Consider the following 15,732-nt stretch of genomic DNA (forward strand, 5'->3'; position numbering starts at 1 on the left):
ATGAAGATTTTAGTTCCTGCTACAAGTGCAAATTTAGGTCCTGGTTTTGATTGTTTGGGTTTGAGTTTAAAATATTTTAATCAAACTATAGTTGAAAAATCTAAATTTTTTAGCATTAGTATACACGGAGAAGGTGAAAATAATATCTATCTTAAAAAAAACAATAGTTTTGTCAATATTTTTTATGAAATTTATCAAAGACTTAGTGGTAAAAAAGATAATTTCCGCTTTATTTTTCAAAATAATATCCCTTTAGCTAGAGGTATGGGAAGTTCTTCTGCTGTGATAGTTGGAGCCATTGCTTGTGCTTATGAATTAAGTGGGTTTAAAGCGGATAAAAATATCATTTTAAATGAAGCTTTAAAATATGAAAACCATCCAGATAACATAGCTCCAGCAGCACTTGGAGGTTTTGTATGTGCATTAACTCATAATGAAAAAGTTTTAGCTATAAAAAAAGAAGTAGATAAAGACTTACAAGCTGTTATAACCATACCAAATGTAGCGATGAATACTCAAAAATCAAGAGCAGTTTTAGCTAAAAAAATCAACCTAGAAGATGGTGTTTTTAATCTTTGTCATGCTTCATTTTTAACCGCTTGTTTTTTAGAGAAAAAATATGATTTATTAAAATATGCAAGTTTGGATAAACTTCATCAAAATCAAAGAATGAAACTTTTGCCAGAACTTTTTGAGGTGCAAAAACTAGCTTTAGATGATAATGCTCTCATGAGCACGCTTTCAGGATCAGGTTCGAGTTTTTTTACTCTAGCTTATAAAGATGATGCTAAAAAAATCAAAGAAAAAATCAAAAATAAATTTGCTAAATTTAGAGTTGAACTTTTAGAATTTGATGATGAGGGCTTTAAAATTTGCTAAAAATTCCAAAAAAAAGATATAATTTTGAAAAATCATATACCCATTAGAATGTGCATTGTTTGCAAAGGCCGTTATGAAAAGCAAAGTTTGCATCAATTCCAAATAAAAAATTCTCAAATTATCACTAAAGTGGAATTTGGCAGGAGTTTGTATATTTGTAATTCATGTTTTGATAAAGATGAAAAAACGTTGCAAAGGGCTTTTATGAGAGCTTGCAAAGGCAATTTTCATGGTAATATAAATCAGCAGGATTTAAAGGAGATATTTTTTAATGGCAGATGTAAAGATTAGCGAGATCGCTCAAGAGTTAGGATATACAAGTAAAGAAATTATAGAAAAAGCCAATGAAATGGGCTTAGAAGATATCAAATCCCCTAACAAAAAAGTATCTTCTGAAATCGCAGAAGCGATTTATCAATATGTACAATCAGGTGAAATACTAGATGTGGTAAAAAAAGTGGCCAAACCTAAAAAAGAAAGTACGGCAAAAAAAACTACTAAAAAAGAAGAAAGCAAAAAAGAAGAGAAAAAAACCACAACTAAAAAAGAAAGTAAAAGCCCTACTAAAGCAGTAAGTGAAAAAAAAGAAGAAATCAAAAAAGAAGAAAAACAACCTGAAAATCCTATAAAAAATGAAGTATTAGAAGAGAAAAAAGAAGAAATTAAACTCGATGAAAAGCTAGGTTCTAATTTAAATTTAGCCAAAAGAAGAGGCTTGGTCATCGTTAAAAAGAAAAAAGAAGAAAGCAAAGAAACTCAAATCAACAAAGAAGAAAAGGTTAATACGCAAGCTACTCAAGGTTTAAGCCTTAGTATGATTTTTTCAAATTCAGATGAGAATTTAAAAAGAAAGAAAAAAGAAAAGAAAAATCATCCTGTAGCAAGCAAAAAAGAAAGCACTACTAAAATGGATCTTTTGGGAGATAAAGATTTTGCTGATATTTCTTTAGAAGATGATGATATGGTGGTTTTACCTGATTTTAGTGTAAAAGAAAACAAACCAGCACAACCAGCAAACAAAAAACAACCAAATATCTTAAAGCAATCTTTAAATAATTCTATCAACCCATTTGGTGAGGGTGGTATACAAAGAAGAAGTCGTAAAAAACCACCTAAAAAGATAGAAAAAAAAGAAAGTGAAGCGATCACAAGTGTAAGCATACCTAAAGAAATTCGTGTGTATGAATTTGCTGAAAAACTTGGTAAAAACACCGGAGAAGTTATCTCTAAACTTTTCATGCTTGGCATGATGACGACTAAAAATGACTTTTTAGATGAGGATGCTATAGAAATTCTTGCAGCTGAATTTGGAGTGGAGATTAATATCATCGATGAGGCTGATGAGTTTGATTATGTAAAAGATTATGATGAAAATCAAACAGAAGAAAATTTAAGCCAAAGAGCTCCGGTTATCACTATCATGGGGCATGTGGATCATGGTAAGACTTCTTTGCTTGATTATATAAGAAAATCACGCATTGCAAGTGGCGAAGCAGGTGGGATCACTCAGCATGTTGGTGCTTACATGGTGGAAAAAAATGGTAGAAAAATCACTTTTATCGATACTCCAGGCCATGAGGCATTTACTGCTATGCGTGCAAGGGGAGCTAGTATAACGGATATTGTTATTATCGTAGTAGCTGCAGATGATGGGGTAAAACCACAAACTAAAGAAGCGATTAATCATGCAAAAGCAGCTAATGTGCCTATCATCATCGCTATTAATAAAATGGATAAAGAAAACGCAAATCCTGACATGGTAAAAACCCAACTAGCAGAAATGGACATCATGCCAGTAGAATGGGGTGGAAGTCATGAGTTTGTGCCAGTTTCAGCTAAAAAGGGTGATGGTATAGAGGATTTACTTGAAATTGTATTATTGCAAGCTGATATTTTAGAGCTTAAAGCAAATCCAAAAGCCCATGCTAAAGCAAGTATTATAGAATCTTCAGTGCAAAAAGGTAGAGGTCCTGTGGCTACTATCATCGTGCAAAATGGTACTTTAAGAGTAGGAAATACTGTCGTAGCAGGGGAAGCTTATGGTAAAGTACGTGCTATGAGCGATGATCAAGGCAAAGCTTTAAAAGAAATAGGCCCAGGTGAGTGTGGGGTGATCATAGGTCTTAGTGAAGTAGCTGATGCAGGAGAAACTCTAATAGCTGTAGATAGCGATAAACAAGCAAGAGAATATGCTAATAAACGCCATGAATACAACCGCCAAAAAGAATTAAGCAAATCCACTAAAGTAAGTATAGATGAGCTTGGTGCAAAAATCAAAGAAGGTAATTTAAAAGCCCTTCCTGTGATCTTAAAAGCAGATGTACAAGGTTCGCTTGAAGCGATTAAGGCTAGTTTAGAAAAACTTAAAAATGATGAGATTAAGGTTAATATCATCCATAGTGGGGTAGGTGGAATTACTCAAAGCGATATAGAGCTTGCAAGTGCTAGTGAAAACTCTATCGTTTTAGGCTTTAATATACGCCCAACTGGTGAGATCAAAGAACGTGCTAAAGATAAAGGCGTAGAGATAAAAACTTATAATGTTATTTACAATTTGCTTGATGATGTAAAAGCCTTATTAGGCGGTATGATGAGTCCTATCATCTCTGAAGAACAACTTGGTCAAGCTGAAATTCGCCAAGTGATCAATGTACCAAAACTAGGCCAAATCGCAGGTTGTATGGTGACAGAAGGTACGATCAATCGTGGCGCGAAAATCAGGCTCATTAGAGATGGGGTTGTGGTATTTGAAGGTAATGTAAGCTCGCTCAAACGCTTTAAAGATGATGTAAGAGAAGTTGCAAAAGGCTATGAATGCGGTGTAGGCATAGAAGGTTGTAATGATATGAGAGTGGGGGATTATATAGAAAGTTACAAAGAAGTTGAGGAACAAGTAAGCCTATGAACCCAACTGAAATCAAAAAGCTACGCACAGAAAGCATTTTAAAAGAACTTATACCAGAAGCTTTAGCAAATTTAGACAACGAAGCTTTAAAAAATTTGTGCGTAGTGGATGTAGAGTGTAAAAAAGGCAGATATGATGCTTTTGTGTATTTAGATAAAATGTTTTTTAACACCCAAGAGCAAGAAATCATACTCAATCAGCTTAAAAAAGCTGCCCGTGCTTTGCAAAATTATTGCATGAGTGAGCAAGGGTGGTATAGATGTCCGAATTTTCACTTTAAATTTGATGATAGATTAGAGTATCAAAACCATATGGATGCTTTATTTGAAAAAATCAAAAAGGAACAAAATGAATCTTGAAGCACTTTGTAAAGAAGCAGGGCTTAGCTTTTATGATGATGAGCTAACAAGTGAAAATGGTAGAAAGATTTATAGAATTTATGTGCAAAAAGAAGGTGGGGTAAATCTTGATGATTGTGCTAGGCTTAGTGAGATTTTATCGCCTATTTTTGATGTAGAACCACCTGTGAGTGGGGAGTATTTTTTAGAAGTATCAAGCTGTGGGCTTGAGAGAAAACTTAGCAAAATCGAGCATTTTGCAAAAAGCATTAACGAACTTGTAAAAATCACAACTAGTGAAAAAGAAAAAATCGAAGCAAAAATCATCGCCGTAGATGATGAAAATATCACTTTAGAAAATTTAGAAACTCAAGAAAAAACTACTATAAATTTTAGCGACATAAGAAAAGCTAAAACCTTCATACAATGGTAAAAATTTAGAAATATAAATTTTTACTTATTTTTTATATAATTAAATTTAAATACATTATTTTGTAATTTATTATAAAATAAAATAGGATTTAGATATGAATATTAATTTAGATGAGAAACAAAAAGAAAGTAATAAATTTTTAGAATTTCAAAGAATTTGGACTTTAGAAAAAGTTAAAAGTATGAGTCTTGAAGAATATACAAATCTTAAACATGAAAACCCAAATTATTATTGTTATTGGTTAGATGTTTTATTAAAAGAATATGCAGGATTTGGAGGAAATGATGCTGGAAAATTTGGAATTTATCGTTATAAAAAACCACCTAAAAAAGATGATTATTTGTATGATAATAGATATGCTTGGAGAAAAAATCTTGGAAATACTAAAGATGAAGTTTTTGAAAAAGTAAAAAAAGAAATAGTTAAAGTTATAGAATATTCGCAAAATAATAATTTAAAATGCATTGATAAAGAAATTTTAAATGAAATTTTACCTTTTGGTTTAAAATGGAAGATAGCATTTCATTATCAAAATCCAAATGATATTAAGATTGTTAATATATTTAAAAAAGATATATTAGAAGCAATATGTAAAAATGAATTTAAAAGCAATTTAGAAATTTATGAATTACATAAAAAGTTGTTAAAAGATAAAATTTATACACTCGATAGTATGAGAAATGAGGTTTCGGTTCCATTATGGGAGCATTATTCAAATTTGAATACTAAAACAATCGAACAAAATAAAATTAATTTTTCTATATACTTAAATAAAGTTACTAAAAAAGATGGTAGCAAACTAAGTGAAGGAACTAAAGAAAATTATATAGAAGATATTTCTCGAATTTCTACCAAATATTTGAATGTAAATCTATATAAATGTGATATAAAACAATTTGATCTTAAATGTAAAGAATTAGAAAATAATAAAAAATATTTAGATCAGAATTTTACAAATAAAAATAGATATTCAAGTGCTATAAAATATTATAGAGATTTTCTGATTAATTCTTCCGATAAAGAGTTTTATAATAACAAAGAAACAAATAAAGGATTGAATGTAGAAAATCCACCTTTAAATCAAATTCTTTATGGGCCTCCAGGGACAGGAAAAACTTATCAAACGATAGATAAGGCTTTAGAGATTATATCAAAAGAAGAAAAAATACAAATTCCAAGCAAAGATGATAGAGCAAATAGAAAAAAGTTATTTGATGAATATGTAAAAAAAGGGCGAATAGTTTTTACTACTTTTCATCAAAGTTATGGATATGAAGAATTTATAGAAGGTATAAAGCCTGATATCAATAAAACAGCGGAAAATTCTCAAGAAGTAAATTATAAAATAGAAAAGGGAGTTTTTAAAGAACTTTGTGAAAAAGCTTTAGATAATTATGAGAATAGTATCTTAAATGCAGATGAGTTAAATAAAAAAATAGAATTAAAGGAAAAAGTTGAAAATTTTTTAAATTGGCTTTTGGAAACAAATGAGCCTATTAGTAAAACAAAGGGTGGAAATTTCTTTGTTGTTGATATCAATGATAAAACGGTTATGATTTATAGTGAAGGAGTAGAGAGATTTGATGGAAATTTTAATTTAAGTATATCTATATTTATGGAATTATTAAAACATCATGATGAATTTAATAATGCTGCTGAAATGTTTAAAAAAGTATTTGATAGAGATTATGCCGATAGAACTCATACTTATTATTTTAATTTAGTGAAAAAATTTAAAGCATATGAAAAACAATCAACTGCAAAGAATGAAAATAAGAAAAACAACGATAATTCTTTAAAACCTTATATAATAATCATAGATGAGATTAATCGTGGTAATGTAAGTAAGATTTTTGGTGAGCTTATCACTTTAATAGAACCTAGCAAAAGAATAGGTGAAAGCGAGGGATTAAAAGTTACTTTACCTTATAGCGGTGAAAAATTTGGAGTGCCTAAAAATGTTTATATCATAGGCACTATGAATACAGCTGATAGAAGTATAACTTCACTTGATACAGCTTTGCGAAGACGTTTTGAATTTGTCGAGATGATGCCTAAACCTAGTGAACTATCTAAAATTGAAGATATAGATTTGCAAGAATTATTAAAAGCTATCAATACTCGTATAGAATACTTGCTAGATAGAGAAAAGACTATAGGACACGCATTTTTTATAGGCATTGATAGTTTAGAGAAATTAAAAAACGTTTTTCAAAATAAAATCATCCCGCTATTGCAAGAGTATTTTTACAATGATTATGCTTTAATAAAAGCAGTTTTAAATGAAAATGGTATGTTAGAAAAACAAGATATAAATAGTGATTATTTAAAAAATATGACAGAATTTATAGAAAGTGATAAGGTTATTTATAAGTTTAGTGATAGTCAAAAATGGGATGAAGCTACTTTTAAAAAAATATATGAATAATGAAAACAATTAACACTTTTTCTATCATTGAATATCAAGCTTTTTCTAAAGAAGATTTAAAAGAAATTTTCAAAGAAAAGGCTGAAAGATTTTATAAAGAGCTAGAAGACTTTGCAAAAAATAATGAAAGTCTTCTAGGCTTTAAAAACAAAAAAACCTTAAAAGCTAAAAATTATGTCGGCATTATACAGACTAAAAACGGTGTTTTAGAAATCTTGCCAAAATGTACGAATTTGGATAGCTATAAAAAAGAAGATAAATCCTCAAAATACGATAAAGAAAAATTAAAAAAATGTTATAAACTAGATAATATCTTTAAAAATGATGATTTTAGCGAAGATGATCTTAAAAATGATCCTAGTATTCTTTTAATCAACATGCTAAAAACCTTAAAAAATTCTCCCTTTAAAAAGTCTCAAATTTCATCTTTACAAATTGCTAAAATGCCTTTGTTTGAAGTATTTATCACGATGTTTTTAGATGAATTTGATAGTGTGTATAAAAAAGGTTTGATGAGATCTTATGTAAGTAGTGAAGAAAATAGAACTTTTTTAAAAGGAAAATTACTTTTTAATGAGCATATAAAATCAAATTTAATACACAAAGAAAGATTTTTTACAAGTAGTGATGAATTTGTTTTAGACATAGCACCAAATCGCTTGATAAAATCAACCCTAAATTTTTTAAAATCCAAAACAAGCTCGAATAAATTTAAAATCATCAAAGCTATGCAAATGCTTGATGAGGTAGAATTTTCTAAAAATTATGAAAAAGATTTTAGTTTTAAAATTTCAAGACATTTTGATTATTATGAAAATATACTTTCTTGGTGTAAGGTATTTCTACAAAATCAAAGCTTTGCTCCATATAAAGGTAAAAAAGAAGCCTTTGCTTTGCTTTTTCCTATGGAAAAACTTTTTGAAAACTATGTAGCTTATATGTTTAAACTTGCTAATCCTAGCAAAAATATAAAAGCCCAAAGTAGTGGAAAGTATTTAATCTCAAAAAATGATGAAAAATGTTTTATGTTAAAGCCTGATTTATATATAGAAAATAAAATGATCTTAGATACCAAATGGAAAATTCCAGATGATAGTGAAGATGAGAAAAAACATGGTATATCGCAAAGTGATTTATATCAAATGTTTGCTTATGCAAATAAATACGAGATAAAGGAAATTTATCTCATTTATCCTCTATGTGAGAGAACTTTTGACTTAAGAGAGAAATTAAAAACTAAAGATATTAAGTTTTTAGCACAAGGTTTTTTAAAAACTTGCGATGAACATGTAAAGCTTAAGGTATTTTTTGCACCTTTACCTTTTTAGGAAGTAATATGAATCACGAATTTTATATGAATTTAGCCATAGATGAAGCTTGGAAATATCAGCTTTTAACTTACCCAAATCCAGCCGTAGGTTGTGTGATCTTAGATAAAAATGGCAAAATTTTAAGCATAGAAGCACACAAAGAAGCAGGTAAGGCTCATGCAGAGCTTGAAGCAGTGAGTAAAGCCTTAAAAGCACTTAATCCAAATTTAGATTTACCACAAAATGCAAACGATTTGCATGAGTTTATTTGTCAAAATCATCAGGGGTTATTAAAAGGCGCTAGTGCTTGTGTGAGTTTAGAACCTTGCAATCACCAGGGTAAAACCCCACCTTGTGCAAAGCTTTTTAGCGCACTTGGCTTTAGTGAAGTTTTTATCGCTACTAAGGATGAGCATAAACTCGCAAGTGGTGGAGCAGGGTTTTTAAAAGATCAAGGCATAAAAGTTCACATGGGAATTTGTGAGCAAAGAGCCAAAGAGCTTTTAAAGCCTTTTTTAAAATGGCAAAAATCAAGTTTTAAATTTTTTAAACTAGCCCTTTCTTTAAATGGCTCTGCTTATGGTAAAATCGTAAGTTCTAAAGCAAGTAGAACCTATGCTCATGCATTGCGCTCAAAGCTTGATTTACTTGTAGTGGGCGGAGAAACTATAAGGCATGATAGGCCTATTTTAGATGCAAGGCTAGTTCAAGCTAAAGCGCCAAATTTATGCATACTAAGCCGTCAAAATTTAGAAAGTTTTGATCCAAACATTCCTTTATTTAGCGTAGCTGAAAGAGAAATTTTTACAAGCATTCCTAGTGAAGCAAAGCTCATCATGTATGAGGGCGGGGAGAATTTTTTAAAAGCCTTTAAAGATGAGTTAGATATGCTTTTGATTTTTTCAAGCTCAAATTTAAATACTCTTGAAAATGTTAAGTTAGATTTAAAGCTAAAGCCTTTATACAAAGGCTTTTTAGAAAATGATACTTATGGATTTTATGAGATTATTAAATCTTAATAAATTTTTTGTGAGCTTACTTGTGTGAAAAATTGTGTCAAAGTGTTAGCAAAAAAGCTAGCACTTTGCTCTTCTAATCGTTTTAAAAACTTATCTATAGCATCTTCTTTTTGCCAGATAGGATTTTGTACTTTAGCTAGTTTTTCTAACTCTTTTTTGGCTTGCTCGTAATTGCCTATTTTATCAATGAGTTTTAATTTTAAAGCCTCATTTGCTAAAAACACTTTCGCATCAGCCCATGAGCTTGTTTGGTTTAAGTCTAGCTTGCGATTTTTAGCGACAAATTGTGTGAAAAGTTCATAGCTTTGATTGGCTAAATTTTGCAAAAAGTTTTTTTCATCTTCACTCCATTTACGCATGAAAGTTCCTGCTTCTTTATAGCTTCCTGCTTTGATGGTTTGCTCATTTATACCAAGTTTTTGTGCAAGCTCACTTACTTCAAAGCCTTGCATGATTACCCCAATAGATCCCACAAAGCTAGCAGGATTAGCGATGATCATATCAGCTCCTACTGCGCTTAAGTAACTCCCACTTGCTATAGTTCCACCTGCATAGACTACCACAGGCTTTTTAGCTTTAAGATCTTGTATAGCTAAGGCTATTTCCATGCTTGGTGCAAAAGCCCCACCAGGGCTATCTATAAAAAGCAAAACCCCTTTTATAGCTTTATCATCTTTGACTTTGTAAATTTGTTCTAAAAGATTGCTCGCATCGCTAATTTCGCCTTTAAGATTAATTTGAGCTAAGTTTGCATTAGAAAGCTTGGCATTATCCCCGCTTGGAGCAAGGATCAAAAACACGATAAATAAAAATACAAAGGTTTTAAAATAAGTGTTGATATAAGAAATGATTTTTCCAATTCCTTTAAAAAATGATTTTATAATTTGCATTCTTTTCCTTCTATAAAAAGTTTTAACACTTCTTTGCTTTGTAAGATAAACTGCAAAGGAAGTTGTTTTAAATTTACACTATTTGGTAAAGCAAAAAGACTAAAATCAGCTATTTTGCCTTTTTGAATTTGGCCTAGGTTTAAATTTAAAGCTTTTGCGGCTTTGTTAGTCGTCATTAAAAGCAATATTTTAGCAAAATTTTCTAACTCTAAATCATCATGTATAAGTAAATTTGCTCTCATTTCATCAAGCATACTTAAAGAAGTATTTGAGCTTAAGCCATCAGTTCCTAGGTGGATATTAACACCATTTTTTAAAGCAGATTTTAATTTAAAAGTATTTTTACTCAAAAGTCTGTTTGAAAAAGCACAATGCGTGATCGAGTGTAAATTTTTATCTAGTAAATTCCATTCTTTAAAATACACACAATGAGTAAATAAAGTCCTTTGGCCTTTAAAAAGCTCTAAAAAGCTTTGTGGGGTGTAAAATGGCATAGGATTTTTACTAAATTTAGCCAAGCTTTTTTTAAAACTACCCTTTTTAAACCTTAGCCAGTTGTTTTCATGATTGCTTTCAAGAAAATGCGTGCTTAGTAAATGATCATTTTCTCTAGCAAGTTTTATAACAAATTTGGCAAGTTCTGGGTGGGTTGAGTAGGGTGCATGCACTGAAATAGCAGGGATAAATTTGGAAGTTTTAAAACTCATGCTTTTTTCATAACGAGTTAAAAATTCCTCTTTTTTAGCTTGGATAAAATTTTCACTTGAACCTAAAATTTCATTAAAAAATACCACTCTAGCTTGTGAATTGACACAAGGGTTTAAATCGCTTCCAAAGCTTGAAATTTCTCCTATGGTAGCAGTGCCACTTTTTAGCATTTTATGGATATTTTGTGAGATTAATTTTTCTTTGGCTTTTTCGTTTAATTGCTCGCGGTTATTAAAAACACTATCAAGCCATTTTAAAAAGTCTCCAAAGACTAAATTTCCACTATTTGCACTAAATTCTAAATGCGTGTGTGGATTGATAAAAGCAGGTAAAAGTAAGGTATCTTTTGGAGTTGGTATAAGCTTAGCTTGTGGGTGGGATTTTTGTAAATTTTCTAAGCTATCAATTTCTAAAATATTATTATCAAAAAGAACTGCTTTGTTTTCTAAAATATTAAAATCATCATCGCAAGTTAAGATGATTTTGGGTGCTATTATAAACATTTTACCTCCTTTAAAAAGGGAAATTGTAGCTAAAATTTAGCTTTAAAATGTTATAATATAGTAGATTTTACTAAATAAAGGTTAGATTATGAAAGTTATGGTGATACAAGGACCAAACATCAATATGCTTGGTTTGAGAGAAACTCATATTTATGGCAATATGAAAATGGAAGATATTCATGAGCAAATGAAACAAGCCGCAAAACAAGCTAATGTAGAGATTGAGTTTTTTCAAAGTAATTTTGAAGGTGAGTTAGTTGATAAAATTCAAGAATGCTTAGGCAGTGTAGATGGAGTGATTATTAATGCAGCTGCTTATGCACACACTTCTATAGCAATCCGCGATGCGATCGCAGCGATTAATATGCCTGTGATTGAAGTGCATATTAGTAATACTTATAGAAGAGAAGAATTCAGACAAAAAAGCATGATAGCACCAGTTTGCGCAGGTAGTGTGGTAGGTTTTGGTCCTTTTGGTTATCATATGGCTTTAATGGGACTTTTCCAAATTTTTGATCAAATCAATGCATATAAAGCAGCTCAAGCAAAAGCACAACAAGCAAATCAATGAATTTTATCTTAAAAAACGAAAATGCACTTTTTTATGAGTGTGGCTATTCTTGCGATAATGCTTTGTTTTTAAAACTTGAAGATGAAGCATTTTTCATCACTGATGCAAGATATAGCTTTGAAGCTAGTGAAATGATAAAAAATGCTAAGGTAGTTTTAGCACAAGATCTTTTTGCTAGTGCTAGAGAGCTTTTAGAAAAAGCAGAAATTGATAGGGTGTGTTTTGACCCAAAAGACTTTAGCTATTTTGAATTTAAAGAACTTAGTAAAAGTGCAAATATCGTTTTTGAAGAAAAATTAGACTTGAGTAAAAACAAGCGCATTATAAAAAATGCTAAGGAATTACAACTTTTGCAAAAGGCTGTAAATTTTGGCAAAGAATGCTTTGAAGAATTTGCTAAATTTATCAGCCAAGAAGGCCATGGAAAAAGTGAAAAAGAATTACATTTTAAAGCATGTGAAATTTTTCAAAAAAAAGGTGCTTTAGGACTTTCTTTTTCACCTATTGTGGCTATTAATGAAAATGCGGCTAAAGCACATGCTTTACCTAGTGATAAATGTTTAGAATATGGAGCTTTGTTATTAGTTGATGCGGGTGTGGTTTATCAAAGGTATTGTTCTGATCGCACAAGAACGGCTTGTTTTGATGAGAATGGTATAGTGTTTGATAAAAATAAGCCAAATTTTAAAGACAAAGAAATTATGCAAATTTATGAAGTGGTTAAACAAGCTCAGCTTCAAGCTATAGAAAAAGCACGCGTTGGTATGAGATCAAGTGAGCTTGATTTTATCGCAAGAGAAGTGATTAAAAACGCAGGTTTTGAAAAAGAATTTATTCATAGTTTAGGACATGGAGTGGGACTTGACATACATGAGTTACCAAACATTAGTCCAAGAAGTGACTATGAGCTAAAAGAGGGTATGGTATTTACCATTGAACCTGGAATTTATATCAAAGACAAACTTGGCATTAGGATAGAAGATATGGTCTATCTTGATAAAGAAAAGGCAGTGGTGTTATAATTTGCTGATTAAAGGAGCTAGAAGGTTAGAAAAAATTCGTTTTTTTCCTTTTTATTCAAAGGCTGATAAAAAAGGAAAATACATAGCCATTATAGGACTTGGAAGCAATATAGAAGATGAAAAAAAACGCTTTCGGAGTTTATTTAGGCTTTTAATGCAAGATAAACGCTTGCAAGTATTGCAAACATCACCATTTTTGATTAATAAAGCTTTTGGCTTTGAAGAGCAAAAAGACTTTACTAATGCAGTGATGGTTGTAAGTACAAGTTTACATGCAAGAGCACTTTTAAAAGTTTTGTTTTTTTATGAGTTTAAATTCAAAAGAAAAAGAACTTTTAAAAATGCTCCTAGAACGCTTGATTTGGATTTGTTGTATTTTTCAAAAAAAGCGCGTAAAGATGAGTATTGCACAGTGCCTCATGCGGGGGTAAATGATAGAATTAGTGTAACTTTGCCTTTGGGCTTGTTAAGATAAGGAAAAATATGGGACAATTGATTCATACTTTTACGGTTGAAAGCACAGATGAGATTATACCTAAGGTCAAGCAAGATTATGGCGATAAGGCTTTGATAGTAACTAATAAGCAAATTCGTCCAAAAACTATCAATCAAAAGCCTTTATACGAGGTTATAGTAGCGATTGAAGAAGCTGATTATGAAGAGCATTTAAAGCAAAACAATTTACCTATGCCACCAAAGAAAAAACCAAACACAGCAAGTTTTCCTGAGGTTAAAATTCAAGCTCCAAAACTTGAAGATGAAAAAAAAGAAGAAGATGTAGTGCTTGATTTTTCTTCAAAAGCTAAGCAAAAACCTATTAATCCTTATTTAAATACAAGCAAAAAAGATGATAATTTTTTAAATTTAAAAAATAAACTTTCTCAGGTTAGTTCAGAAATTAGCAAGGTTTCAAACTATCAAGATTTTTCTATGCCAAATCCAAATTATGATAAAAAAATTGAAGCCTTTGAAAAACAAATGAACAAGCTTAATGATAAAATGAATTTGCTTGTGGATATGATGTGGGATGATAAGGCAGATTTACGTAAAGAACTAGCTATACCACCTGAGTTTGCAAGTATTTATAAGCAAGCTAAGGCAAGTGGTATGCAAGAAGCGCATTTAGAAGCGATTATGAAAGCGACTATTGAAAATATGCCAAGCACTATGAAAGCAAATCAAGAAGCAGTGCAAAGGTATTTTTACTCACTTTTGCGTAATATGCTTCCATGTCGTTTAGAAAGTGAAATTAAAAAGCAAAAAATCATGATGTTAGTAGGCCCAACAGGAGTGGGCAAAACTACTACTTTAGCTAAACTTGCTTTTCGCTATGCTTATGGAGATAGACGCTATAAAACCGGTATTATAACTCTTGATACTTATAGAATAGGCGCAGTAGAGCAACTTTTCCAATATGCTAAGATGATGAAACTTCCTATCATTGATAGTATAGAGCCAAATGACTTAGATGATGCGATTAGAAGTTTAAATACTTGTGAGGTTATTTTAGTAGATACAACCGGAAATTCACAGTATGATAAGGCAAAACTTGAAAAAACAAAAGAATTTTTATCGCATTCTAATGCACAAATTGATGTGAATTTAGTGCTTTCAGCAAATACAAAATATGAAGATTTATTAGAAACTTACAATAATTTTTCATTTTTAAATATAGACACCTTAATCATTACAAAATTTGATGAAACAAAAGTATTTGGAAATGTGTTTTCTTTACTTTATGAAACTAGCACTCCGATGAGCTTTTTTTCCATAGGTCAAGAAGTGCCTGATGATATAGAAGTGGCTAATAGTGACTTTTTAGTGCGTTGTGTGTTAGAAGGTTTTAGAAGGGATGAAAATGAGTAATCAAGCAGAAAAATTAAAAGATCTAGTAAAAAATGAAAACTCAAATGTAAAACATACTCATTTTATCGCAGTTACTAGCGGTAAAGGTGGGGTTGGAAAAAGTACTTTTAGCGCAAATTTGGGCAACATCCTAGCTAAAAATGGTTATAAAGTAGGGCTTTTTGATGCAGATATAGGGCTTGCAAATTTAGATGTGATTTTAAATGTGCGTGTGGAAAAAAACCTTTTACATGTTTTAAAGGGCGAATGCTCGCTAGAAGATATTTTAATAGAGGTAAAGCCAAATTTATGGCTTATCCCAGGTGAGAGTGGCGATGAAATTTTAAAATACAATGATAAAAACATTTATGAGAGATTTTTAAATCAAACAAGTATTTTAGATGATTTAGACTTTTTAATCATTGATACAGGAGCAGGTATAGGTGGTAATATAGGAAATTTCTTAGAAATGTCTGATGAGGTTATTGTCATCACTGTGCCTGATCCTGCTGCGATTACCGATGCTTATGCTACTATAAAAACCACTTCAAAAACTAAAGAGAATTTATTAATGGTGTTTAATGTTGTTAAAAATGAAAATGAGGCTTTGAGAATTTTTGATAACATTAAAAAAGTAGCAGATATTAACATTAAGCATAGTTTAAATTTAGAATTTTTAGGATTTTTAGGTCAAAGTAAAGATATTAGTTCTAGTATTAAAAAAAGAACTTTATTTAGTGATGATGACACTAATGCAAGTGATGAGCTAAAAACCATAGCTTCTAAGCTTTTATATAGGTTGGAACAAAAAGTGCTTAATAATGTGGGAGATAAAAGCATTATGAGTTTTTTCAAAAAGCTTTTGGATCGTTTTTAGATTG

The 15,732-nt window shown here is 30.6% G+C and carries 14 protein-coding genes and 1 pseudogene; 13 read left to right on the top strand and 2 right to left on the bottom strand.

Translation table 11 applies throughout. From position 1 onward, the window contains the following. The 8 genes and pseudogenes from thrB to ribD all read left to right on the top strand — a co-directional run bounded on the left by thrB (position 1) and on the right by ribD (position 9,312). Positions 1-879, top strand: a complete 879-nt coding sequence (thrB, locus tag L8V88_RS00265; protein WP_263726324.1) for a homoserine kinase — start codon at positions 1-3, stop codon at positions 877-879. Between the two features lie 48 nt (positions 880-927). Next, positions 928-1,170: a DUF448 domain-containing protein gene (locus tag L8V88_RS07945; RefSeq protein WP_069099694.1), complete on the top strand. Its 243-nt coding sequence runs from the start codon at positions 928-930 to the stop codon at positions 1,168-1,170. Beyond that, positions 1,151-3,784, top strand: coding sequence for a translation initiation factor IF-2 (gene infB, locus L8V88_RS00270; RefSeq protein ID WP_263726325.1), 2,634 nt, complete (start codon positions 1,151-1,153; stop codon positions 3,782-3,784). Before L8V88_RS07945 ends, infB begins: the two co-directional genes overlap by 20 nt. Then, positions 3,781-4,143 carry a 30S ribosome-binding factor RbfA gene (gene rbfA, locus L8V88_RS00275; RefSeq protein ID WP_263726326.1) on the top strand — a complete coding sequence of 121 codons (363 nt, stop codon included), beginning with the start codon at positions 3,781-3,783 and terminating at the stop codon, positions 4,141-4,143. The genes infB and rbfA overlap by 4 nt, the downstream gene beginning before the upstream one ends. Beyond that, on the top strand, positions 4,133-4,555 hold the full coding sequence (gene rimP / locus L8V88_RS00280) for a ribosome maturation factor RimP (RefSeq protein WP_039625257.1): 423 nt from the start codon (positions 4,133-4,135) through the stop codon (positions 4,553-4,555). The genes rbfA and rimP overlap by 11 nt, the downstream gene beginning before the upstream one ends. A 94-nt stretch (positions 4,556-4,649) precedes the next feature. Further along, positions 4,650-6,983: an McrB family protein gene (locus L8V88_RS00285; RefSeq protein ID WP_263726327.1), complete on the top strand. Its 2,334-nt coding sequence runs from the start codon at positions 4,650-4,652 to the stop codon at positions 6,981-6,983. After that, positions 6,983-8,213: pseudogene (locus tag L8V88_RS00290) on the top strand (McrC family protein); the annotation flags it as partial. The gene L8V88_RS00285 and the pseudogene L8V88_RS00290, both read left to right, overlap by 1 nt. Positions 8,214-8,319: 106 nt before the next feature. Further along, positions 8,320-9,312, top strand: coding sequence for a bifunctional diaminohydroxyphosphoribosylaminopyrimidine deaminase/5-amino-6-(5-phosphoribosylamino)uracil reductase RibD (gene ribD / locus L8V88_RS00295; protein ID WP_263726329.1), 993 nt, complete (start codon positions 8,320-8,322; stop codon positions 9,310-9,312). Here ribD and sppA read toward each other — a convergent pair. Both sppA and L8V88_RS00305 read right to left on the bottom strand, forming a co-directional pair. Next, positions 9,309-10,202 (bottom strand): signal peptide peptidase SppA, encoded by an 894-nt coding sequence (sppA, locus tag L8V88_RS00300; RefSeq protein ID WP_263726330.1) that lies wholly within the window; start codon positions 10,200-10,202, stop codon positions 9,309-9,311. The two genes, ribD and sppA, sit on opposite strands and share 4 nt — an antisense overlap. Then, positions 10,190-11,413, bottom strand: a complete 1,224-nt coding sequence (locus L8V88_RS00305) for a metal-dependent hydrolase (RefSeq protein WP_263726331.1) — start codon at positions 11,411-11,413, stop codon at positions 10,190-10,192. Before L8V88_RS00305 ends, sppA begins: the two co-directional genes overlap by 13 nt. Positions 11,414-11,501: 88 nt before the next feature. Here L8V88_RS00305 and aroQ point away from each other — a divergent pair, with 88 nt between their 5' ends. From aroQ to flhG, 5 genes are read left to right on the top strand one after another with little or no spacing between them, the layout of a single operon-like run. Continuing rightward, the gene (aroQ, locus tag L8V88_RS00310; protein ID WP_263726332.1) at positions 11,502-11,984 is read left to right on the top strand and encodes a type II 3-dehydroquinate dehydratase; all 483 of its coding nucleotides are present in this window, start codon (positions 11,502-11,504) and stop codon (positions 11,982-11,984) included. Then, on the top strand, positions 11,981-13,006 hold the full coding sequence (locus tag L8V88_RS00315) for a M24 family metallopeptidase (protein WP_263726333.1): 1,026 nt from the start codon (positions 11,981-11,983) through the stop codon (positions 13,004-13,006). The genes aroQ and L8V88_RS00315 overlap by 4 nt, the downstream gene beginning before the upstream one ends. Before the next feature lies 1 nt (position 13,007). Next, positions 13,008-13,481 carry a 2-amino-4-hydroxy-6-hydroxymethyldihydropteridine diphosphokinase gene (folK, locus tag L8V88_RS00320; protein WP_263674870.1) on the top strand — a complete coding sequence of 158 codons (474 nt, stop codon included), beginning with the start codon at positions 13,008-13,010 and terminating at the stop codon, positions 13,479-13,481. A gap of 8 nt (positions 13,482-13,489) precedes the next feature. Continuing rightward, complete coding sequence (gene flhF, locus L8V88_RS00325; RefSeq protein WP_263664775.1) at positions 13,490-14,872, top strand: flagellar biosynthesis protein FlhF; 1,383 nt, start codon at positions 13,490-13,492, stop codon at positions 14,870-14,872. Beyond that, a complete protein-coding gene (gene flhG / locus L8V88_RS00330; protein ID WP_214118644.1) occupies positions 14,865-15,728 on the top strand; it encodes a P-loop NTPase in 864 nt (287 codons plus the stop codon). Before flhF ends, flhG begins: the two co-directional genes overlap by 8 nt. Positions 15,729-15,732: the final 4 nt, after the last annotated feature.

The organism is Campylobacter sp. IFREMER_LSEM_CL2101, assembly GCF_025771825.1.
Classification (GTDB): Bacteria; Campylobacterota; Campylobacteria; order Campylobacterales; family Campylobacteraceae; genus Campylobacter_D; species Campylobacter_D lari_C.